Genomic DNA, 19,697 nt, shown 5'->3' with positions numbered 1-19,697 from the left:
CAGGGCGTCCAGTCAGCCGGACCGTAGCCACGCGCAACGATCTAGACAAGCTGAACGTTCTGAATCGCGTTCACGGTACCGTCCTACCGGACGAACAGCCTGCGCCGATGGGACCGCTCACCCGTCGGTACACCACCGGGGAGCTCCACTGAGCCGCAACCTGCCGAACAACCCGTCTGCCGCAGCCGTGCAGAAACTGCGCCTCCGCTACACCAAGCGGGGGAGGTTGCGTTTCACTTCGCACCGCGACATCGCTCGTACGTTCGAGCGCGCGTTGCGCAGGGCAGGCGTGCCCATGGCGTACTCGCAGGGCTTCAGCCCTCACCCGAAGGTGTCGTGGGTCGGTGCCGCACCGACCGGCGTCGCCAGCGAGGCGGAGTACGTCGAGGTGTCGGTGGTCGAACGGGTCGACCCCGCCGCGTTGAGGATCGCCCTCGACGAGGCGCTGCCACCCGGCATCGACGTGATGGAGATCGTCCAGGCGCACGGTGGCAACCTCACCGAGCGCATCGACGCGAGCGAGTGGCGCATCGAGCTCGACGGGATCGAGCCCGAGAAGCTCGCGGAGGCGGTGAGCGCTTTCCTCGCCGCCGAACGGGTGGAAGTCGAGCGTCTGACCAAGAACGGCATGAAGACACTGGACGTGCGACCTGCGGTTGTATCGGCACAGGTCGAACCACGTTCGAGCGACGCCGGACACGATGAGGCCGGATTGTCACAACCGTGTGGGATACTCATGACGGTCGTACGGCAGGTAACGCCTACCGTCCGACCCGACGACGTGCTGAATGCGCTTCGAGTCGTCGCCGATCTCGTGCCGCCGGTACCTGCGAGAGCAACCCGGATGGCGCAGGGACGGCTCGACGGCGAAGGCCGGCTGGTGGACCCGCTCCAACAGGACAGAGAGTCCTGACGAAGGAGCGCAGGAACGTCAGCCGCGACGCATATCAGGAGGAGCGGCGCTGACAGTGGCGTCGTCGTGGGACCTGCGCAAGCGTGCGCCCTTCGGAGGCGCCACGCCGCTGCGCGCGAGGCAAGGATTCCCGCCGCGAGCAGCGGTGGAGAGAGACAAGAGAGGCCCCTGCGCGGCCGCGTCCTCACGGGACGCGCCCGGGGGTGGAGGAGCTGCATGTCGAACAAGGAAAAGCCTGCCGGCGCAACCGGCGGGCAGGGCGTGGTATCCGCACGCCCCGAGCTGGCAGATCTGCCGGACAAGCTGCGTGTTCACGCGTTGGCGAAACTGCTGGACGTCTCCAGCAAGGACGTGATGACGGCGCTGGCCGACCTCGGTGAGGTCGCCCGAAGCGCGCAGTCGAGCGTGAGCCGCGATGTCGCGCTGAAGGTGGCCGAGACGCTGCTGGACTGGGACGACGTGGTCACCGGTGAGGTCACCGAGGACTACGAGGCACCAGCGGTGCCGGCGTTCGAGGCCCCGGCGCTCGCCCCGATCTTCGCGGCGCCGAGCGCGGTCTTCCTGCCGCCTCAGCCGGTCGAACGGCCCAAGGCGGCCGTGTCGCCGTTCGTCGTCGAAGAGCCCGTCGTCGAGGACGAGAAGTCCGTCGGCGAGATCGCCGCTGACGAGCTCGACGCCGCCGAGGCCGACGCCGACGGTGACGACGAGGGCGAAGGCCGTCGCCGCCGCCGTCGCGGCCGCCGTGGCCGTGGCCGCGGCAAGGGTGCCGAGTCCGAGGCGGGCGGTGAGGAGTCCGAGGAGGGCGCCGAGGACACCGAGGCCACCACCGCGGAGACCGACGCGGACGAGATCGCCGAGGACGAGGCGTCCGACGACGAGGGCTCGACCCGCCGCCGTCGCCGCCGCCGTCGTCGCAAGACCGGCGCGGACGACGAGGTGACGTCTGAGGACGACCCGCCGAACACGGTCGTGCACGTCCGCGAGTCCCGCGACGCGCGCGACGACAAGGCCGACTCCGAGGCCGCGCAGAGCGAGGTGCGCAGCATCCGCGGCTCGACCCGCCTGGAGGCCAAGCGCCAGCGCCGTCGCGACGGTCGCGAGGCCGGCCGCCGCCGTGCCCCGGTGCTGACCGAGGCCGAGTTCCTGGCCCGCCGCGAGGCAGTGGCCCGCACGATGGTCGTCCGCGAGCGCGGCGACCGCACCCAGATCGGCGTGCTGGAAGACGGCGTGCTGGTCGAGCACTTCGTCACGTCGTCGGGCTCCGGCTCGATCGTGGGCAACGTGTACCTCGGCCGCGTGCAGAACGTGCTGCCGAGCATGGAGGCCGCGTTCATCGACATCGGCCGCGGCCGCAACGCCGTGCTGTACGCCGGTGAGGTCGACTGGGACGCCGCCGGTCTCGAGGGCAAGTCCCGCAAGATCGAGCAGGCGCTCTCCAGCGGCGACTCCGTGCTCGTCCAGGTCACCAAGGACCCGGTCGGCCACAAGGGCGCGCGCCTCACGACCCAGATCAGCCTCCCCGGTCGCTTCCTGGTCTACGTGCCGGGTGGCGGCGCGACGGGCATCAGCCGCAAGCTGCCGGACAACGAGCGCAAGCGCCTCAAGGACATCCTGAAGAGGGTCGTCCCCGAGGACGCCGGCGTGATCATCCGCACCGCCTCTGAGGGCATCTCCGAGGAGGAGCTGGGCCGCGACGTCACGCGTCTGCAGGCGCAGTGGAAGGTCATCAAGGAGAAGTCCGAGAGCACCTCCACCAAGGCGCCGACGCTGCTCTACGAAGAGCCGGACCTGCTGGTGAAGGTCGTCCGCGACCTGTTCACCGAGGACTTCGCCCAGCTCGTCGTCCAGGGCGACGAGGCGTGGGACGTCATCGACGGCTACGTCCGCCACGTGGCGCCGGACCTGCAGGACCGCCTGAAGAAGCACGTCGGCAACAACGACGCGTTCGTCGAGTACCGCATCGACGAGCAGCTGATGAAGGCTCTGGACCGCAAGGTCTGGCTGCCGTCGGGTGGTTACCTGATCATCGACCGCACCGAGGCGATGACGGTGATCGACGTCAACACCGGCAAGTTCACCGGTTCGGGCGGAAACCTCGAAGAGACGGTGACCCGCAACAACCTGGAGTCGGCGGAGGAGATCGTCCGCCAGCTCCGGCTGCGCGACATCGGCGGCATCATCGTCATCGACTTCATCGACATGGTCCTGGAGTCGAACCGCGACCTGGTGCTGCGTCGCCTGACCGAGTGCCTGGGCCGTGACCGCACCCGCCACCAGGTGGCCGAGGTCACATCGCTGGGTCTCGTGCAGATGACCCGCAAGCGGGTCGGCACCGGCCTGCTGGAGGCGTTCAGCCAGACGTGTGAGCACTGCCGCGGGCGTGGCGTGGTCGTGTCGACCGAGCCCGTGCACTCGCACGGCGGTGGCAACGGTGGCGGCCAGCAGCAGCAACAGCCCCAGGGCGGTGGCCGCAAGTCGCGCCGCAACAAGGGCGGTGGCGAGCAGGCCGCTGACGTGGTCGAAGCCGCCGTCGAGGCGCCTGAGGCCCCGGCGGACGTCGAGCCCGAGGTCATCGCGGTGGTGGAACCGGCTGAGCCCGAGGACACCTCCGAGGACGTCGTCGCCGCGGACCAGGACCACGAGGGTCATGGCGGCCGTCGTCGTCGCCGTCGTCGCCGCGACAAGGAGCAGCAGGCTCCCGTCGAGGCGGTCGTCGACGCGGTCGTGGTCGAGGAGCAGGCGCTCAACGGTCACGTGCCGCACGAGGTGGCCGAGGACCCGGCCCCGATCGAGGTCGAGCCGGTGGAGGTCGAGCCGGTCGCTGAGGAGATCCCGGCGGAGGAGCCTGCCGCCGAGGTCGCCCCAGAGGTGATCGAGGAGACCGCTCCCGAGCTCGTCGAGCCCGTGACGGTGGTCGAAGAGGCCGCTGAGGTCGTCGCTGAGCCCGTTGCCGAGGTTCAGGCACCCGTCGTGGCCGAGGAGCCCGCTGCGCCCGTCGCACAGGCTCCTGCCGCCCGTCCGCGCCGTCGTGCGGCCAAGCGCCCCGCCGGTGCACCGGTCGCGGTCGAGACGCCCGCTCCGGTGGTCGTCGAGGTGCCGAAGCAGCCCGAGGTCCAGATGCCCGCACCGGTGGTCACCACCACCCGCAGGCGCCGCGCCGTGTCGCGGCCCGCGGGACCGCCGGTCAACGAGGGCTGACGCGAGAAAAGTGAAACCGGGGCTGCCCTTGAGGGCGGCCCCGGTTTTGCTGTGTGAGGGAGGGCACAGCCAGCGCAAACGTGATCAGGGCACCCCAGTTTGCTTGCGCTGTACCCACTCCCGTAACCTTGACGACGGCCCGCCATCCGACGGGTCCTGTCGTGTGCCTCCTCTGCTGGTTTCTTCGCAGATTAGATGGCGCATGGCCCGTCACCATCGAGTAGCAGGAGACTTCCGTCCTGATGTACGCGATCGTCAAGACCGGCGGCAAGCAGTACAAGGTCGCTGTCGGCGACATCGTCGAGGTCGAGAAGCTCGAGGGCGAGCCGGGCACCGAAATCTCCCTCCAGGCGCTGCTCGTGGTCGACGGCACCAACGTCACCGCTGACGCGGCGGCCCTGGAGAAGTTCTCGGTGACCGGCAAGCTGGTCGAGCACACCAAGGGCCCGAAGATTCGCATCCACAAGTTCAAGAACAAGACCGGCTACCACAAGCGACAGGGTCACAGGCAGAAGCTGACCCGCGTCGAGGTCACCGGCATCACCGGTAAGTGAGGACCTGACTTCTCATGGCACACAAAAAGGGTGCGTCCAGTTCCCGCAACGGCCGTGACTCCAACCCCCAGTACCTGGGTGTGAAGCGGTTCGGCGGTCAGGTCGTCAAGGCCGGCGAGATCCTGATCCGCCAGCGCGGCACCAAGTTCCACCCCGGCGTCGGCGTCGGTATCGGCAAGGACGACACGCTGTTCGCCCTTCAGCCGGGTGCGGTGGAGTTCGGTATGAAGCGCGGTCGCAAGACCGTCAACATCGTTCCGGTCGCGGTCTGAGGACCGTCTCCGCGCGATAGTTAGACCTCGACGAGGGGCGGGACCGGTCTTCCGGCACCGCCCCTCGTCGCTTGTTCGCAAGACCTTTTGAAAGGAAGTAGTTCCGTGGCCCGCTTCGTAGACCGGGTGGTGATCCACGCTGCCGCCGGCAACGGGGGCAACGGTTGTGCTTCAGTGCACCGCGAGAAGTTCAAGCCGCTCGGCGGCCCGGACGGCGGCAACGGCGGGAGCGGTGGCAACGTCGTGCTCGTCGTCGACTCGCAGGTGCACACCCTCCTCGACTTCCACTTCCGCCCGCACGCCTCGGCCGGCAGCGGCAAGGCGGGTGCCGGCGCGAACCGCGACGGTGCGAACGGCGAGGACCTGATCCTGCGCGTCCCGGACGGCACCGTCGTGCTGACCGAGGACGGCGAGGTCGTCGCGGACCTGGTCGGCGAGGGCACCCAGCTGATCGCGGCGGCCGGTGGCCGTGGTGGTCTCGGCAACGCCTCGCTCGCGTCCAAGGCCCGCAAGGCCCCTGGTTTCGCGTTGCTCGGTGAGCCGGGCGAGACGCGCGACCTCGTGCTGGAGCTCAAGTCCGTCGCGGACGTCGGCCTGCTCGGCTTCCCGTCGGCAGGCAAGTCGTCGCTGATCTCGGTGCTGTCCGCAGCGAAGCCGAAGATCGCGGACTACCCGTTCACCACGCTGGTGCCGAACCTCGGCGTGATCACGGCGGGCGAGACCATCTTCACGATGGCCGACGTGCCCGGCCTGATCCCCGGCGCCTCGCAGGGCAAGGGCCTCGGCCTGGACTTCCTGCGCCACATCGAGCGCACCGCCGTGCTCGCCCACGTCGTCGACTGCGCGACGTACGAGCCCGGCCGTGATCCGATCGCGGACATCGACGCGCTGGAGCAGGAGCTGGCGGAGTACACCCCGTCGCTCGGCGGCAACTTCGCCGACCGTCCGCGCGTGGTGATCCTGAACAAGATCGACATCCCGGACGCCAAGGACCTCGCCGACATCGTCCGCCCGGAGATCGAGGCCCGCGGCCTGCCGGTGTTCGAGGTGTCGACCGTGTCCCGCGAGGGGCTGCGTGAACTGACCTTCAAGCTGGCCGAGGTCGTGCGCGAGTACCGCGCCGCCCAGCCGAGGAAGGAATCGACCCGAATCGTGCTGCGGCCGACCGCCGTGGACGACCAGGGCTTCACCGTGACCGAGGACCCCTCGGTCGAGGGTGGCTTCATCGTCAAGGGCGACCGCCCCGAGCGCTGGATCCGCCAGACCGACTTCTCCAACGACGAAGCCGTCGGTTACCTCGCGGACCGCCTGAACAGGCTGGGCGTCGAGGAAAAGCTCGTGAAGATGGGCGCCGTCCCCGGTTGCCAGGTCACCATCGGCGACCTCATCTTCGACTGGGAGCCGACCACCCCGGCGGGCATCGCGATGACGATGACCGGGCGCGGCACGGACTCCCGGCTCGAGCGCAACGACCGCATCGGCGCCCACGAGCGCAAGGCCCTGAAGAAGGCCCGCCGCGCGCCCGGCGACTACGGCGACGACTTCGACGAGGAGTAATCCGTGACGGCCCCCGTGGTCTCACATGCCCGCAGCGCGGTAGCTTCGGCGGCCCGCATCGTGGTGAAGGTCGGTTCTTCTTCTTTGACGACGGCCGAGGGCGGTCTCGACCCATCGCGTCTCGATGCGTTGGTCGACGCCCTGGCCGCGCGTTGTGGTGCGGGCAGCCAGGTCGTGCTGGTGTCGTCCGGTGCGATCGCCGCAGGCCTGGCGCCGTTGGGGATCTCTCGCAGGCCACGCGACCTCGCCACCCAGCAGGCCGCCGCGAGCGTCGGCCAGCTGACGTTGGCGCACGCCTACGCGAACTCGTTCGGTCGCTACTCCCTGACTGTCGGCCAGGTCCTGCTGACGGCCGACGACGTGGTGCGCCGTTCGCACTACCGCAACGCGCAGCGCACGTTCTCGCGTCTGCTGGCTTTGGGCGCTGTTCCGGTCGTGAACGAGAACGACACCGTTGCCACCGAGGAAATCCGCTTCGGCGACAACGACCGGCTCGCCGCCCTGGTGGCGCACCTGATCGGTGCGGACGCGTTGTTCCTGCTGTCCGATGTGGACGCTCTCTACTCCGGTGACCCGCGCAAGCCCGGTGCGGTGCGCATCGCGGAGGTGGCTGGGGCGTCCGATGTGGACGGTGTGCAGGCTGGAACCGTTGGTGCGTCCGGACTCGGCACCGGCGGCATGGCGTCGAAGCTCGCCGCGGCCCGTCTCGCTTCTTCCGCCGGCATCCCGGTGCTGCTGGCCGGTGCCTCCGACGCGGGACGGGCTCTGTCCGCCGCCGATGTCGGCACCGCCTTCGCCGCAACGGGTTCGCGGCTGACCGCCCGTCGCTTCTGGCTCGGCTACGCCACCGACGCGAACGGCCGCCTGCACCTCGACGACGGCGCGGTAGCCGCGGTCGTGGGTCGGCGCCGCTCGTTGCTCGCGGCGGGCATCACCGGCGTGGACGGCGACTTCGAGGCCGGCGACGTCGTCGAGCTCGTGAGCCTCGCGGGCGAGGTCGTGGCCCGTGGCGTGGTCGGCTACGACGCGGCCGAGCTGCCGTCGTTGATCGGTCGCAAGACCCACGACCTGCCGGAGGAACAGCGCCGCGAGGTCGTCCACGCCGATGACCTGGTGCCGCTGCACCGCTAATCTCGGCCGCATGGCCCGGTTGCACGACATCGTTTTCGACTGCGCCCACCCCGCGTCGCTGGCCCGCTTCTGGGCCGACGTGCTGGACGACCACGAGATCGCGCCGTACGACGAGGACGAGCTGGAACGCCTGCGCGGCATGGGCATCACCGACACCGAGGACGACCCGTCAGTGCTGCTGGACGGGTCGCCGCGGATCTTCTTCAACCTCGTCCCCGAGGCCAAGACGGTGAAGAACCGCGTGCACGTCGACCTGCGCAGCCCTCACCCGGAAGCCGAGGCGAAGCGGCTCTTCGACCTCGGCGCGACCCTGGTGAGCCGCGACGGCGACTGGTTCGTGCTGGCCGACCCCGAGGGCAACGAGTTCTGCCTCAGCGCAGAGTGACGCCCTTCGTCTCGGGCAGCGTCAGGATCACCACGAATGAGATCACCGCCGCCACCGCGACGTACCAGAAGAAGACGGTGCCGCCGACCCACTGGATCACCAGCGGGGCGGTGCCGCCGAACAGCGCGACCGTGAGGTTGTACCAAGCCCCGATGCCGAGTCCGCGCAACTCGGTCGGGAACAGCTCGCTCATGATCGCCGGCGCGATCGACGTGATCGCCGTGTAGAGCCCGAGCCCCACGCAGAACACGATCACCAGGTTCCCCAGCCCCGGCTTGACCAGCGAGGACAACGGCACCACCAGCACAGCCATCGCGGCGGACCACGCGAGCATCTGCGGCTTGCGCCCGTAGCGGTCGGCCATCCACCCCATCGGGTACTGCAGCGCGATGAACAACCCCGTGGCGATCGACAACGCCAGGAACACGTCGAAGTCGTTGGCGTGCCTGGTCTTCACCGCGAACGGCGTGAGTGCGGAGAAGAACGTGTAGAAGCACAGCGTCGAGAGCAGCGTGATGCCGACAAGCTGTCCGACCGCTTTCGGATGCTCCTTCAACGTGAGCAGCAACGGATTCCGCAACTTCTCCGCCTTGGCCCGGTTCTCCTCGAACTGCTCCGTCTCCGGCAACTCCCGCCGCAGCCACAACCCGACCAACCCCAGCACGCCACCGATCAGGAACGGCACCCGCCAGCCGTACGACCCCATCGCGGCCGCGTCGAGGTTGCGGCTGAGGAAGAACCCGAGCAGCGACGCCACCAGCACCGCCGCCCCGGTGGAGATGTAGAAGAACGACGAGTACCTGCCGCGGTGACTCGGCGCGGCGATCTCCCCGAGATACGCCGACGCGTTGGACACCTCACCGCCCAACGCCATGCCCTGCGCGATACGGGCGAGCACCAGCAACGCCGGTGAGAGCCACCCGACCTGCTCGAACGTGGGCAGGATCCCGATCACGACACTTCCGCCCGACATCAGCGCGATCGTCAGCAACATCGCCGTGCGGCGCCCTCTGAGGTCCGCGTACCGGCCCAGCAGATACCCGCCGAGCGGCCGGAAGAAGAACGCGAGGGCGAACGTGGCGAACGTGCTCAGCAGCGCCGCGGCCTCGTTGCCCTTCGGGAAGATCTGCGTGGCGAAGTAGATGCTGAACGCCGTGTAGATCCCCCAGTCGTACCACTCGACCGCGTTGCCTGCGGAGGCCGCGACCAGCTTGCGGACGGGCAGTCGATGCGTCTCCGATGTAACCGCCATAGGCGCACCCAATCACATACGGCGACGAATTGGTGCGTACGTCTCAACTGGTTCGGTAGTCAGGAAGTCAACGATCATCGCGTTGCACAGCACGGGTTTCTCGTGCAGCAGGCCGTGCGAAGTACCGGGAACGACTGCGAGCTCGGCAGACGGCAGCGCGCGGTACATGGCCGCGGCGTGCTCCAGCGTCACCTCGTCGTCGTCGCCGATCATGATCAGCGTCCGGTTGGGCATCTTCGCGAGGTCCTGCTCGGTGAGCGCGGGGGAGCGGCGGTGCATCTCGGTGAGCTCGGTCGCCGGATCCCAGCCGTCGTGGTGGAAGACGCCGCACACGACCACGAGCCGTTGCACGAGGTCGGGTCTGAGCACAGCCGTCAGTAGCGCGATCGTGGCGCCATCACTGCAGCCCAGCAGGTGCGCCGGCCCGGTTCTCTCCAGGAACTCCACGGTCTCCTGAGCCATCTCCGCGTGGTCCTGAGTGGCCTGGTCGACGCGATGCGGGGCGTGCAGGGCGAAGTCTGCGAGCGCGTCGAACTGCGGCTCGAACGCCGACGGGTCGGCCCCGCCGGGGTGCAGGAGTACGAGTGTGTCGGTCATGTGCGGGTAGACCTCTCTCGTCGTTGATACTCATCGGCGTGCGATCTATGGGTTTGGTGACGCTGGTGGTCCGTTCCTACGACGAGGCGATCCGCTTCTACGTGGACGGGCTCGGGTTCACGTTGGTGGAGGACACCCCGCAGGGCGACAAGCGCTGGGTCGTGGTGTCGGCGGGCGGCGGAGCGTCGTTGTTGCTGGCGGAGGCCACTTCGGCGAAGCAGGAGGCCCGCATCGGCGACCAGACCGGCGGCCGCGTCGGATTCTTCCTCACCACCGACGACTTCGACCGCGACCACGCCCGCATGACCGAGTTCGGCGTGAAGTTCCTGGAGACGCCACGCGAGGAGGTCTACGGCAAGGTCGCCGTGTTCGAGGACCTCTACGGCAACCGCTGGGACCTGCTTCAGCCCGCTCGCGCCTGACCGGGCGAGACCCCGACGATTCGCTTGAACGCCCGGCTGAACGCCGCCTCCGACTCGTAGCCGAGGCCGCGGGCGATCTCGCTGACCGTGCTGTCGCGGTCCCGCAGCCGGTTCATCGCCACGTGCATGCGCCACCGCGTCACGTACCGCATGGCCGGCTCGCCGACGAGCTCGGTGAACCGTGCTGCGAAAGCCGACCGCGACATCGCCGTCTGGTGCGCCAGCCGTTCGACGGTCCACTGCTGCGCGGGGTCGCGGTGGATCAACGCCAGCGCCTGCCCGATCTGCTGGTCCTGCAACGCACCCAGCCAGCCGGTGCGGGCCGCGGGGTCGTTGGCGAGCCACGAGCGGATCGTCTGGATCACCAGCACGTCCGCGAGCCGGGTGATGACTGCCTCGCCGCCGGGGCGCAGGTTCCGCGCCTCGGCGGCCATCAGGTCGATCGTGGCGCGCATGTCGTCGGCCTGCCGGACGTACAACACGTGCGGCAACACCTTGATTAGGTGTTTCGCGGCCGGGTGGTCGAAGCGGACCGCACCACACACGAGGTGCGTCACGGCCCCGCCGTCGCCGTGCCGCAGGATCGCGTAGTTGTCGGTCTCGAACGTGTGCGGCAACGTCGTGACCAGCGGTGATTCGGCGTCACCGTAGTAGAGCCGGTGCCCCTGACCTCCTGGGACGAGCAGCACGTCGCCGGGTTCGAGCGTCGTGACGCCTCCGTCGACCTCGATCTCGCAGCGCCCGCTGGTGAGGACGTGGAACCACAGGCAGTCGGCCATGTCGGGCATCGTCAGCCCCCACGGCTCGGAGAGCTCCGTCCGGCAGTAGAAGGTGCCGGACATCCTCATCAGGTGCAGCGCCTCGCCCAACGCGTCCGTCATGTACCCAGTTTGGACGAATGAGCAAGCGTGCGCGATGAATTGTCATTGAGAGTCCCGTTCGCAGGGGCCAAAGTGAGCGGCATGGGGATAATCACGCTGATCGCAGTCGCCGCGTCGGGCCTGATGGCCGGCCTGTTCTTCGCCTTCTCCACCGCCGTCATGCCGGGCCTCGCGGACCTGCCCGCCGAGTACGCCCGCGGTGCGATGCGCCGGATCAACGTCCGCATCCAGAACCCGTTGTTCCTGCTGGTGTTCCTCGGCAACGTCGTCCTGTGCGGCATCGAGGTCTTCCAGGGCAGGATCGTGGGCGGCCTGCTCTACATCGTGGGCTGCGTCGCGCTGACGATGTTCGTCAACGTGCCGATGAACAACCGTCTCGAACAGACCGACGACGCCTACTGGCCCGAGTACCTGCGCAAGTGGACGCTCTGGAACCACGTGCGGGCCGTCGCGTGTCTCGCCTCCATGGTCATCCTGCTGCTCGGATTTTGAGGCCGTGCTTCGGGCGCATCGCGGCGACACTCGTCGGCGTGATGCGCTGGGGAAGCAATGTGGGTTTCTCCCTTTGCAGCAACGCTTTCAGCATCACCGTCAACTCGGTGACCGCGAGCCCGGCGCCGATGCACCGGTGCGGGCCGCCGCCGAACGGCAGGAACTCGTGCGGCGCGGGCTTGCGCTCCCACCGGTCGGGGTCGAACCGCAGCGGGTCCGGCCACACCTCCGCGAGCCGATGCGTGACGTATGGGCTGTACAGCAGGAACGTGCCTTCCTTGATCTGCTTCCCAGCGAACTCGAACGGTTGCGCCGCGACCCGTGCCGACACCACCGCGGGCGGGTACAGCCGCAGGGTCTCGTTGACGACGTTGGCCAGGTAGTCGTCGTCCTCGCGTGCGCGCTCCCAGACCCCGTTGTGCCGCAACAGGTTGAACACCGCCCACGCCATCGCGCCACTCGTCGTCTCGTAGCCCGCCGCGATCAGCGTGACAACCTGGTCGCGCACTTCAAGGTCACTCAGCCCGTCACTCTCCACGAGAGAAGTCAGCACGTCTCCGGCCGTATTGCCCTGCCGCGTCTCTTCGATCGCCTTGTACACCCGCGCGTCCACGGCCCTGCGCGCTCTCATCGCGTTGCGCCACGCCGGTGCCTTCGTCTTGCGCAGCAACGTGACCACTGCCGGGTTGCGGTCGATCAGGTTGATCAGCACCTGCAGGTGTGCCCCGAAGAACTCGGCGTCCTGCGCCAGCTTCTCCCCGAACAACGCGTGAATCGTGCTGCGCCGGATGGCCCGGCGGAACTCCTGATAGGCGTCGATGGTCTGGCCGGGCCGCCACGCGTCGAGCGTCTTGTCGGCGTTGGCCTGCATGACGGGGACGTAGTTGGCGATCTGCCGGTGCACCAACGCCGGCTGCACGTGCTTGCGCCGCCGCTTGTGGTCCTCCCCGTCGCTGACGATCAACGACGTCGGTCCGTCCACCGGCACGAGCACCTGGAACGCGCGCTCCACCTCGAACAACTCGGAGTTGGCGAACACGAACCGATTCGCCTCCGGCCCGAGCAGATAGGTGTACGGACCCATCCGCACCACCGGCCCGAACCGCCGGTGGAGCCCGGAAAGAAGATCGGCCTGCCGGTACCGCACAACCTCCGGAGTCATGGGATCGACCCTGCCACACCGCAGCAGCAGGCGGTCCGCGAGTTGCGGGCGATCTCCCGGTTGATCGTGGATGCCGGACGCCCCAGCCTGCGGGCGATTTCCCGCATCGACAGGCCCTCGGCCCGGCCCATCGCGATCTCTTCCCGCTCCGTGAACGACAAATACCGGCCCGACACCGGCTTCGGCCCGTTACTGCACACCCCGCCAGCCTGGATGAACCACTCCTGACCTGTTTGCCACGACACTCCGGCGGCCCTCGCCGCAGCCGTGACACCCACACCCCGGCTCGCCGCGGCCCAAAACCGCACCCGCACATCCCGAGGCAACTTGGGAGCACCACACCACCCTCCAACCAAGAGCGTTGCGACGACGCGCTGACTCCAAGGGATCCCGGCCGGGGGTACCCCTGCGTGAGCGCGCGTGCGGCCGTTCGGCTTCTTCACATCTCGCGTTCGGGTGAAGTTCGTGTCACCGCGAACTGGAATGCGGGATTCTTTCGCCGGGTCGGGGCCCCTCTTGCACGGAAGGCACCCCGATGTCCCGAGCCAGGCTCGCGACGGCGCTGACCATCGGACTGATGGGCGCGAGCGTCGTGTTCGCACCACCGGCACTCGCCGACCACTTCGTCTCGAAGACGTTCCACCCGACCGGTGGCGAACAGACCTACTCGATCCCCACCGGCGTCACGAAACTCCGCGTGGTGGCCATCGGCGGACGCGGCGGCAAGGGTGCCGACGGCGGCGACAACTCGGCCCCGAGCGGTAGACCGGGCTTCAGAGCCACGGCTGATCTCGCCGTTCCGCCTGGCGTCACCCAACTCGTGGTCGGCGTCGGCCAGAACGGCGGCGACGGCAGCGGCACGACCGGCGGCGACCCCGGTTACGGCGGCGGGGCGTCCGGTGGCCTCGGCACGCCGTTCGCGGGCGGTGCCGGCGGCGGCGCGAGCGACGTGCGGCTCTGTTCCGGTGCCACCTGCGACAAGCTGGTCGTCGCCCCCGGCGGTGGCGGCGGTGGTGGCCGGTGCTTCGCGATCGGCTGCGTTCCGGGAAGCAACGGCGGCAACGCCGGCGCCAACAACGGCGGTTCGCCCGGCATCCCCGGACCGGGCGGATTCCCCGGTTTCCCCGGCATCTTCGGGCTCGGCGGTGTCGGTGCGCCGGGCAACCCCGCGACCGCCGGCGGTGGCGGCGGGGGAGGAGGTGGCGGTGGCTGGTTCGGCGGTGGCGGCGGCGCGTCCGGCTTCCAGGCGCCGACCCCGTTGATCATCGCGGTCGACGGAGGTGACGGCGGCAACGGCTCCGGCCGCGCGGGCGCCGGCGTCTCGAACTTCGTGCTGGAGGAGAGCGGCGAAGAGCCGTCGGTGACCATCAGCTACCTCGTCGAGTCGACCACGATCACCTACACCGGCCCGACCTCGGGCTTCACCGGCGACCCGGTGACGCTCTCGGCCCGCCTCACCGCCACGACCTCGGGTGCGCCAGTGCCGAACGCCTCGCTGGTGTTCCGCCTCAACGCCAACGAGACCTGCGTCGGCATCACGAACGCCAACGGCGTCGCCTCCTGCTCGATCACCCCGGACGAGGTCGCGGGCACCTACCCGTTGGCGATCGGCTACGGCGGCGACGTGGTGCACCAACCGTCGGGCACCGAGGTCCAGTTCGAGGTCACCCGCAAACCCACGACGCTCACCTACACCGGCGCGCTGACCGGTGACTTCCACGACCCCGCAACGGTTTCCGCCCGCCTGACCATCACCGGTTCCGGAACGCCGGTCGGCGGCCAACCGGTGGAGTTCAAGCTGAACAACGCCGAGACCTGCACCGCCAACACTGATGCGGACGGCGTTGCGTCGTGCTCGATCACGCCGAACGAGCCCGCCGGCACCTACCCGCTGACCGCCGCGTTCGCGGGCAGCAAGGGCCTGCAGCCGTCGAACACGAGCGTCGATTTCGTGGTCACCAAAGAAGAAACCTCACTGACCTACACCGGCGACGCCACCATGGCCAACGCCGAGCCCGCCCGCCTGGCCGCGAAGCTCACCGAGGACGACGGCACACCTGTCGACGGCCGCAGCGTCCAGCTCGATCTCGGCGCACAGTCCTGTGTGGACACGACCGATGCCCAGGGCATGGCGGAATGCACGATCGCGTCCGTCGACCAGCCGCTCAACGCGACCGCGACCGTCCCGGTGACGGCGACCTTCACCGGTGACCGGTTCTACGAGCCGAGCCAGGCCTCGGCCGCTGTCGGCCTGCAACACATGACCGGCCGCGGCTTCGGACTCTCCGGCAACGCGCTCGGCCTGACCGTGCAGCCGACTCCGGACACCGGAGAGGTCCGCGTCGCCCGCGCCACGACCACCGCGCCGCCGTGCGTCGCGAACGTGTCTCTAGGCGCCCGCGCGTTGTGCACCTCAGTGATCACAACGCTGGCGCCCGGCACTTCGACCGCACGCACGTCCGTCGCCGAAGTGGGCATCGGCATCGTCGCGCTGCGAAACGTCGTGGCGACGTCACGCAGCACGTGCGGCGGCGCGACCGGCAACGTCACCATCGGCTCGCTGACCATCGTCGGCCTCCCGGTCACCGTGACCACCGCGCCCAACACCACGATCCCGCTGCCCGGCGGCAAGATCGTGATCAACGAGCAGGTGGCCGTGCCCGGAGGCCTCAAGGTCAACGGCGCCCGCATCACCCTGCCCGGCGTGGACGTGGTGGTCTCGTCCGCGACGACGGGCATCCACAACTGCTAGCGGCTGGTCTGCGGGCACGGCCCTCCGGACGTGAGAAAACAACTCGGAGGCGTGCTCGTTGAGGTCGTGGCGGGGCTCGTCGGCAATTGCGTCGCGGGCTCCGCCGGACCGTTCCGCCCTGGCATCAGCAGAACGAGTGCCGTCAGCCCGCACACAGCCGCGGCGCTCCCGGCCGCGGCGACAACCGTGCGGCGGCGCCTGACACCGCGCCCCCTGGCCGCAATCCCGTCGATGTCGATGCTCAGCGGCGGCTGGCCGGACGTGGCCAGGTCGAGGAGGGGTTTGACGTCGTCGTCACGCATCGACAGCGCCTCCCTTCAGCGTGAAGTGCGGACCGAGTCGTTGTCTGAGCGTTGCGAGCCCACGCGCGCACTGGCTCTTCACGGTGCCGACCGAACATCCGAGCGCCGCCGCGGTTTCCTCCACGCTCAGGTCGTTCCAGTAGCGCAGCACGATTGCCGCCCGTTGCTTCGGCGGCACCGCAGCGAGGGCCTTCTGGACCATGATGCGTTCCTCGTGCTCCACATCGGACGGCGCACCGGTCTCCGGCGGCAGATCGGTGAGCCGTTCCCTCTTCCGCCAGAGCAGCCGCCGTTCCATCAGGTAGGTGCGCACGATGATCCGGCGCACGTACGCGTCGAGCCCGTCGTGATGCACCAGCTGTGGCCACTTCAGATACAGCTTGAGCAGCGCTGTCTGCGTGAGGTCCTCGGCATGGTGCCAATCGCCGCACAGCAGAAAAGCGGTAGACCGCAGGACGTGCGCACGGCCTGCGGCGTACCGGTGGAACTCCTCGTCGTGACTCAGCGGTGGCACTCCCGCGCCGACGTCTCACCGACGAGCCAGTACATGCACTTGCCGGTCTCCGGCGCTACCGGTTCGACCTGGTGCCTGGCCGGCTCGACCCATGACCGGTCCGTAGCGGTGTCAGCCACCGCGGGCGCCGCGAAGGCCGCCACCACCGCGACCACACCGAGCACGATTCCGATACGCGACATGACTCTCCCAGCTGATGAGGATCAATGACGCGTTACCAATGCGCGCAGCCACCCGCTGGGTTGCATCGAATCTCACTGCGGAGGCCGGCCAGCGGGCCACCACCGCGCGTCGGTGCGCAACGGATACCCGCGCACCGGCGCGACCTCCCGCCGGGACAACCGCACCAGACTCACCAGCCATGCCACGCCGAGCATCGAGACCAGCCCGAGCCCGAGCCACGAGAACACGGTGAACAGCTGCGCGTGCTCCTGCCACCGCTCGCCCGTCACCACCGCGGTGACTACGGCGGCGATGCTGTTCATCGAGTCCCACAGCGCGTGCAGCAGCGACACCCCGAGGTACGCCCAGAACAGCCGCCCGGTGAGCAGGAAGTGCTCGCGAACACTGCGTGAGAACAACACCCCGCCCAGAATCGCCGTCCACAACCCGTGCCCGAACGGCGCGAGCAGCCCGCGCAACAACTCCGTGGTGACCAGGTCCATCAACGACAGGCCGTTCTCGGTCAGCGTCGCCATCAGCGCGTACCCGGCCGACTCGAACGCCGCGAAGCCGAACCCGACACTGGCGCCGAGCACCAGGCCGTCGCGCATCGACTTGTGCGCCAGGTGCCGCGTCAGCAACGCGAGCGCAGCGAGCTTCACCGCTTCCTCGATCAGCCCGACCCCGACGAACAACCACGGCGACGGGTGCAACAGGTACGACTCCAGCAGCGACGCGCCCAGCACGCCCAGGATGCCGCCGACCGCGAACGTCCGGAACACGATCTCCCCGGTCACCTCACCGGAGTGGCTGTGCTCGAACGCCCAGGTCACGAACGTCGCCGGCACCAGGAAGCTGCCCAGCAGCACGATGGTGGGAATCAGGTTGGCGTTGCTCGTCAGGTACGTGATCACCACTGTCGCGACCCACAGCGCCAGCCCGACGAAGAACATCCGCAGCCACGACCTGCGCGTGCGTGGGGCGGTCGGCCCAGGCATCACCATGGCCGGGAGTTTCTCGCCCGGCCGCGACCGGGACAACTCGGGGTCAGTTCGTGACGGCCAGCGCGAACGGCAACACCGCGGGCACCCCCTCCTTCCTGAGCATGCGAGCGGCCACCGTCATCGTCCAGCCGGTGTCGACGTGGTCGTCGACCAGCAGGAGCGGACCGTCCACACCGGACACGTCCGGTGTCTCGCCGGACCGGACCAGGCCGGCCAGGCGTTGGGCGCTGTTGGCCCGGTGCGTCGACTCACCTAGCCAGACGGTGCCGAGGAACGGCAGGCGGCCGATCGAGGCGATGCGCTGGCCGAAGCTGCCGACCAGGGCCGGGCGGCGGCGGGAGCCGACGGTGACGACGCCGACCGGGCGTTCGTCCCAGCCCCACGCGGTGAGCACCTTGACGCAGGCCGCGAACACGTCGTCGGGGATCTCGCGGTCGCTGCCGTCCGCGAGCAGGTCGCGCAGCCTGGTGCCCCAGCCGATGTCGGTGAGGCGGCCGAGAGCGCGGCCTGTCGCCGCCACTTCCGCCGGCGGGATCTTGCCGGAGAGCGGGACGCCGATCGCGGCCATGCCCGTCGGCCACATCTTGCGTGGCGCGACGTCCAGGCCGGGGCGCAGCAGGCGTTCGCGGGCGGCGCCTGCCGCGGTTTCGGAGACTTCTACCGACAGCCGTTCGCCGGTGCAGTTGTCGCAGCGGCCGCAGTCGTGCGCGGTCGGGTCGTCGAGCTGGTCCTGCAGGAACTTCATCCGGCACAGCGGGGTCTTCAGGTACTCGATCATGACCTGCTGCTCGGCCTTGCGCGCCTCGGCGATGCGCGCGTACCGGTCGCCGTCGTACTCCCACGGGCGGCCGGTCGCCTCCCAGCCGCCGCGGACGCGCCGGACCGCGCCGTCGACGTCGAGCACCTTCAGCACGACCTCCAGGCGGCTGCGGGAGAGCTCGACCATCGGCTCCAGCGCGGCCGTCGAGAGCGGCTTGCTCGCGCCGGACAGCGCGGACAGGACCTGGCGGACGATCACCTCGGGTGGGAACGCGAGCGAGGCGAAGTACGCCCAGATGTCGCGGTCCTCGTGGCCCGGCAGGAGCACGACCTCGGCGCGTTCGACGCCGCGGCCCGCCCGGCCGATCTGCTGGTAGTAGGCGATCGGGGAGGAGGGGGCGCCGAGGTGGACCACGAAGCCCAGGTCCGGCTTGTCGAAACCCATGCCGAGGGCAGAGGTGGCGACGAGCGCTTTGACCCGGTTCTGCAGCAGGTCCTCTTCGGCGCGCTCGCGTTCGGCGGGCTCGGTCTTGCCCGAGTACGCGGCCACCGCGAAGCCGCGATCGGACAGGAACGCCGCGATGTCGTCCGCCGCCGCGACCGTGAGCGTGTAGATGATCCCGCTGCCCGGCAGCCGGTCGAGCTGTTCCGCGAGCCACCCCAGCCGTGACTCGGCGGTCGGCAGCAGGGCCACCGAAAGTCGCAGGCTGTCGCGGTCGAGCGGGCCGCGCAGCACCAGGGTGCCCTCTTCGGCGCCGAGCCCCAGCTGCTCGGTCACGTCGTGCACCACGCGGTCGTTCGCCGTCGCCGTCGTCGCCAGCACCGGCACGCCCGGTGGCAGCTCCGTCAGCAACGTCCGCAGCCTGCGGTAGTCCGGCCGGAAGTCGTGGCCCCAGTCCGAGATGCAGTGCGCCTCGTCGACGACCAGCAAGCCCGCGGACGCCGTCAGCGAGGGGAGTACCGCATCGCGGAAATCTGGGTTGTTCAGCCGTTCCGGACTCACCAGGAGCACGTCGACGTCGCCCGCGGCGACCTGCTCCTGCACCGCGTCCCACTCGTCGGTGTTCGCCGAGTTGATCGTCACGGCGTGCACGCCTGCCCGTGCCGCCGCGTCGATCTGGTTGCGCATCAACGCGAGCAGTGGCGAGACGATGACGGTGGGTCCCTCACCGAGCTGGCGCAGCAACGCCGTCGCGATGAAGTAGACCGCCGACTTGCCCCAGCCAGTGCGCTGGACGACGAGAGCTCTGCGGCGCTGGGCCACGAGGGTGTGGATCGCGGTCCACTGGTCCTCGCGCAGCACCGCCTCCGGGCCAGCCAGTGCCCGCAGCCGTTCTTCAGCCAGCTCCCGCAACGCGATGTCGTCCATGGGGAGGAGCTTGCCACCC

The 19,697-nt window shown here is 69.3% G+C and carries 19 protein-coding genes and 1 pseudogene; 10 read left to right on the top strand and 10 right to left on the bottom strand.

Annotation, left to right across the window (positions count from 1 at the left end; all coding sequences use genetic code 11):
* Positions 1-187: 187 nt before the first annotated feature.
* From LFM09_RS41410 to LFM09_RS41380, 7 genes are all read left to right on the top strand, one after another.
* A complete protein-coding gene (locus LFM09_RS41410; protein ID WP_414102115.1) occupies positions 188-913 on the top strand; it encodes a TIGR03936 family radical SAM-associated protein in 726 nt (241 codons plus the stop codon).
* Positions 914-1,129: 216 nt separating this feature from the next.
* Entirely contained in the window at positions 1,130-4,111 is a 2,982-nt protein-coding gene (locus tag LFM09_RS41405; RefSeq protein WP_414102114.1) for a translation initiation factor IF-2 N-terminal domain-containing protein, read from the top strand.
* Positions 4,112-4,353: 242 nt separating this feature from the next.
* Positions 4,354-4,665, top strand: coding sequence for a 50S ribosomal protein L21 (gene rplU / locus LFM09_RS41400; RefSeq protein ID WP_045316485.1), 312 nt, complete (start codon positions 4,354-4,356; stop codon positions 4,663-4,665).
* Between the two features lie 14 nt (positions 4,666-4,679).
* Positions 4,680-4,937, top strand: a complete 258-nt coding sequence (gene rpmA, locus LFM09_RS41395) for a 50S ribosomal protein L27 (RefSeq protein WP_355450450.1) — start codon at positions 4,680-4,682, stop codon at positions 4,935-4,937.
* A gap of 105 nt (positions 4,938-5,042) precedes the next feature.
* Positions 5,043-6,494 (top strand): GTPase ObgE, encoded by a 1,452-nt coding sequence (gene obgE / locus LFM09_RS41390; RefSeq protein WP_414102113.1) that lies wholly within the window; start codon positions 5,043-5,045, stop codon positions 6,492-6,494.
* A 3-nt stretch (positions 6,495-6,497) separates the two neighbouring features.
* A complete protein-coding gene (gene proB / locus LFM09_RS41385; protein WP_414102112.1) occupies positions 6,498-7,625 on the top strand; it encodes a glutamate 5-kinase in 1,128 nt (375 codons plus the stop codon).
* A gap of 10 nt (positions 7,626-7,635) precedes the next feature.
* Positions 7,636-8,010 carry a VOC family protein gene (locus tag LFM09_RS41380; protein WP_414102111.1) on the top strand — a complete coding sequence of 125 codons (375 nt, stop codon included), beginning with the start codon at positions 7,636-7,638 and terminating at the stop codon, positions 8,008-8,010.
* On the opposite strand, the gene LFM09_RS41375 is transcribed toward LFM09_RS41380, so the two are convergent.
* Together LFM09_RS41375 and LFM09_RS41370 are read right to left on the bottom strand one after the other, a co-directional pair.
* Positions 7,997-9,262 carry an MFS transporter gene (locus LFM09_RS41375; RefSeq protein WP_414102110.1) on the bottom strand — a complete coding sequence of 422 codons (1,266 nt, stop codon included), beginning with the start codon at positions 9,260-9,262 and terminating at the stop codon, positions 7,997-7,999. The two genes, LFM09_RS41380 and LFM09_RS41375, sit on opposite strands and share 14 nt — an antisense overlap.
* 12 nt (positions 9,263-9,274) lie before the next feature.
* Positions 9,275-9,859 (bottom strand): alpha/beta fold hydrolase, encoded by a 585-nt coding sequence (locus LFM09_RS41370; protein ID WP_414102109.1) that lies wholly within the window; start codon positions 9,857-9,859, stop codon positions 9,275-9,277.
* A gap of 47 nt (positions 9,860-9,906) precedes the next feature.
* On the opposite strand from LFM09_RS41370, the gene LFM09_RS41365 reads away from it, so the two are divergent.
* Positions 9,907-10,281, top strand: a complete 375-nt coding sequence (locus LFM09_RS41365) for a VOC family protein (RefSeq protein WP_414102151.1) — start codon at positions 9,907-9,909, stop codon at positions 10,279-10,281.
* On the opposite strand, the gene LFM09_RS41360 is transcribed toward LFM09_RS41365, so the two are convergent.
* On the bottom strand, positions 10,263-11,162 hold the full coding sequence (locus LFM09_RS41360) for an AraC family transcriptional regulator (protein ID WP_414102108.1): 900 nt from the start codon (positions 11,160-11,162) through the stop codon (positions 10,263-10,265). The genes LFM09_RS41365 and LFM09_RS41360 overlap by 19 nt on opposite strands.
* An 81-nt stretch (positions 11,163-11,243) precedes the next feature.
* Between LFM09_RS41360 and LFM09_RS41355 the strand changes: the two genes are divergently transcribed.
* A complete protein-coding gene (locus LFM09_RS41355; RefSeq protein ID WP_414102107.1) occupies positions 11,244-11,654 on the top strand; it encodes a DUF1772 domain-containing protein in 411 nt (136 codons plus the stop codon).
* Here the strand turns inward: LFM09_RS41355 and LFM09_RS41350 are convergent.
* Both LFM09_RS41350 and LFM09_RS41345 read right to left on the bottom strand, forming a co-directional pair.
* A complete protein-coding gene (locus tag LFM09_RS41350) occupies positions 11,632-12,816 on the bottom strand; it encodes a cytochrome P450 (RefSeq protein WP_414102106.1) in 1,185 nt (394 codons plus the stop codon). The two genes, LFM09_RS41355 and LFM09_RS41350, sit on opposite strands and share 23 nt — an antisense overlap.
* Positions 12,817-12,848: 32 nt before the next feature.
* A pseudogene (locus LFM09_RS41345) lies at positions 12,849-13,016 on the bottom strand (helix-turn-helix domain-containing protein); the annotation flags it as partial.
* Between the two features lie 335 nt (positions 13,017-13,351).
* Between LFM09_RS41345 and LFM09_RS41340 the strand changes: the two are divergent.
* A complete protein-coding gene (locus LFM09_RS41340; protein WP_414102105.1) occupies positions 13,352-15,568 on the top strand; it encodes a choice-of-anchor P family protein in 2,217 nt (738 codons plus the stop codon).
* Here LFM09_RS41340 and LFM09_RS41335 read toward each other — a convergent pair.
* The 5 genes from LFM09_RS41335 to LFM09_RS41315 form a co-directional block, all read right to left on the bottom strand.
* Complete coding sequence (locus tag LFM09_RS41335; RefSeq protein ID WP_414102104.1) at positions 15,565-15,870, bottom strand: hypothetical protein; 306 nt, start codon at positions 15,868-15,870, stop codon at positions 15,565-15,567. The genes LFM09_RS41340 and LFM09_RS41335 overlap by 4 nt on opposite strands.
* Entirely contained in the window at positions 15,863-16,384 is a 522-nt protein-coding gene (locus LFM09_RS41330; RefSeq protein WP_414102103.1) for a SigE family RNA polymerase sigma factor, read from the bottom strand. The genes LFM09_RS41335 and LFM09_RS41330 overlap by 8 nt, the downstream gene beginning before the upstream one ends.
* Positions 16,372-16,566, bottom strand: coding sequence for a hypothetical protein (locus tag LFM09_RS41325; protein ID WP_414102102.1), 195 nt, complete (start codon positions 16,564-16,566; stop codon positions 16,372-16,374). Before LFM09_RS41325 ends, LFM09_RS41330 begins: the two co-directional genes overlap by 13 nt.
* Before the next feature lie 72 nt (positions 16,567-16,638).
* Positions 16,639-17,550 (bottom strand): PrsW family intramembrane metalloprotease, encoded by a 912-nt coding sequence (locus tag LFM09_RS41320; protein WP_414102101.1) that lies wholly within the window; start codon positions 17,548-17,550, stop codon positions 16,639-16,641.
* Positions 17,551-17,593: 43 nt separating this feature from the next.
* Positions 17,594-19,678: a RecQ family ATP-dependent DNA helicase gene (locus tag LFM09_RS41315; protein WP_414102100.1), complete on the bottom strand. Its 2,085-nt coding sequence runs from the start codon at positions 19,676-19,678 to the stop codon at positions 17,594-17,596.
* Between the last annotated feature and the right edge of the window lie 19 nt (positions 19,679-19,697).

Origin of the sequence: Lentzea alba, assembly GCF_047445655.1 — a bacterium.
GTDB lineage: Bacteria > Actinomycetota > Actinomycetes > Mycobacteriales > Pseudonocardiaceae > Lentzea > Lentzea alba_A.
Note: the sequence above shows the minus strand (reverse complement) of the source record. Positions and strands in the feature narration are given on the sequence as shown.

Coding starts and splice junctions, on each gene's coding strand:
- LFM09_RS41405 (WP_414102114.1), top strand. CDS start 1,130: ATGTCGAACAAGGAAAAGCCTGCCGGCGCAACCGGCGGGCAGGGCGTG.
- rplU (WP_045316485.1), top strand. CDS start 4,354: ATGTACGCGATCGTCAAGACCGGCGGCAAGCAGTACAAGGTCGCTGTC.
- rpmA (WP_355450450.1), top strand. CDS start 4,680: ATGGCACACAAAAAGGGTGCGTCCAGTTCCCGCAACGGCCGTGACTCC.
- LFM09_RS41380 (WP_414102111.1), top strand. CDS start 7,636: ATGGCCCGGTTGCACGACATCGTTTTCGACTGCGCCCACCCCGCGTCG.
- LFM09_RS41375 (WP_414102110.1), bottom strand. CDS start 9,262: ATGGCGGTTACATCGGAGACGCATCGACTGCCCGTCCGCAAGCTGGTC.
- LFM09_RS41370 (WP_414102109.1), bottom strand. CDS start 9,859: ATGACCGACACACTCGTACTCCTGCACCCCGGCGGGGCCGACCCGTCG.
- LFM09_RS41365 (WP_414102151.1), top strand. CDS start 9,907: ATGGGTTTGGTGACGCTGGTGGTCCGTTCCTACGACGAGGCGATCCGC.
- LFM09_RS41360 (WP_414102108.1), bottom strand. CDS start 11,162: ATGACGGACGCGTTGGGCGAGGCGCTGCACCTGATGAGGATGTCCGGC.
- LFM09_RS41355 (WP_414102107.1), top strand. CDS start 11,244: ATGGGGATAATCACGCTGATCGCAGTCGCCGCGTCGGGCCTGATGGCC.
- LFM09_RS41350 (WP_414102106.1), bottom strand. CDS start 12,816: ATGACTCCGGAGGTTGTGCGGTACCGGCAGGCCGATCTTCTTTCCGGG.
- LFM09_RS41340 (WP_414102105.1), top strand. CDS start 13,352: ATGTCCCGAGCCAGGCTCGCGACGGCGCTGACCATCGGACTGATGGGC.
- LFM09_RS41335 (WP_414102104.1), bottom strand. CDS start 15,870: ATGCGTGACGACGACGTCAAACCCCTCCTCGACCTGGCCACGTCCGGC.
- LFM09_RS41325 (WP_414102102.1), bottom strand. CDS start 16,566: ATGTCGCGTATCGGAATCGTGCTCGGTGTGGTCGCGGTGGTGGCGGCC.
- LFM09_RS41320 (WP_414102101.1), bottom strand. CDS start 17,550: ATGGTGATGCCTGGGCCGACCGCCCCACGCACGCGCAGGTCGTGGCTG.
- LFM09_RS41315 (WP_414102100.1), bottom strand. CDS start 19,678: ATGGACGACATCGCGTTGCGGGAGCTGGCTGAAGAACGGCTGCGGGCA.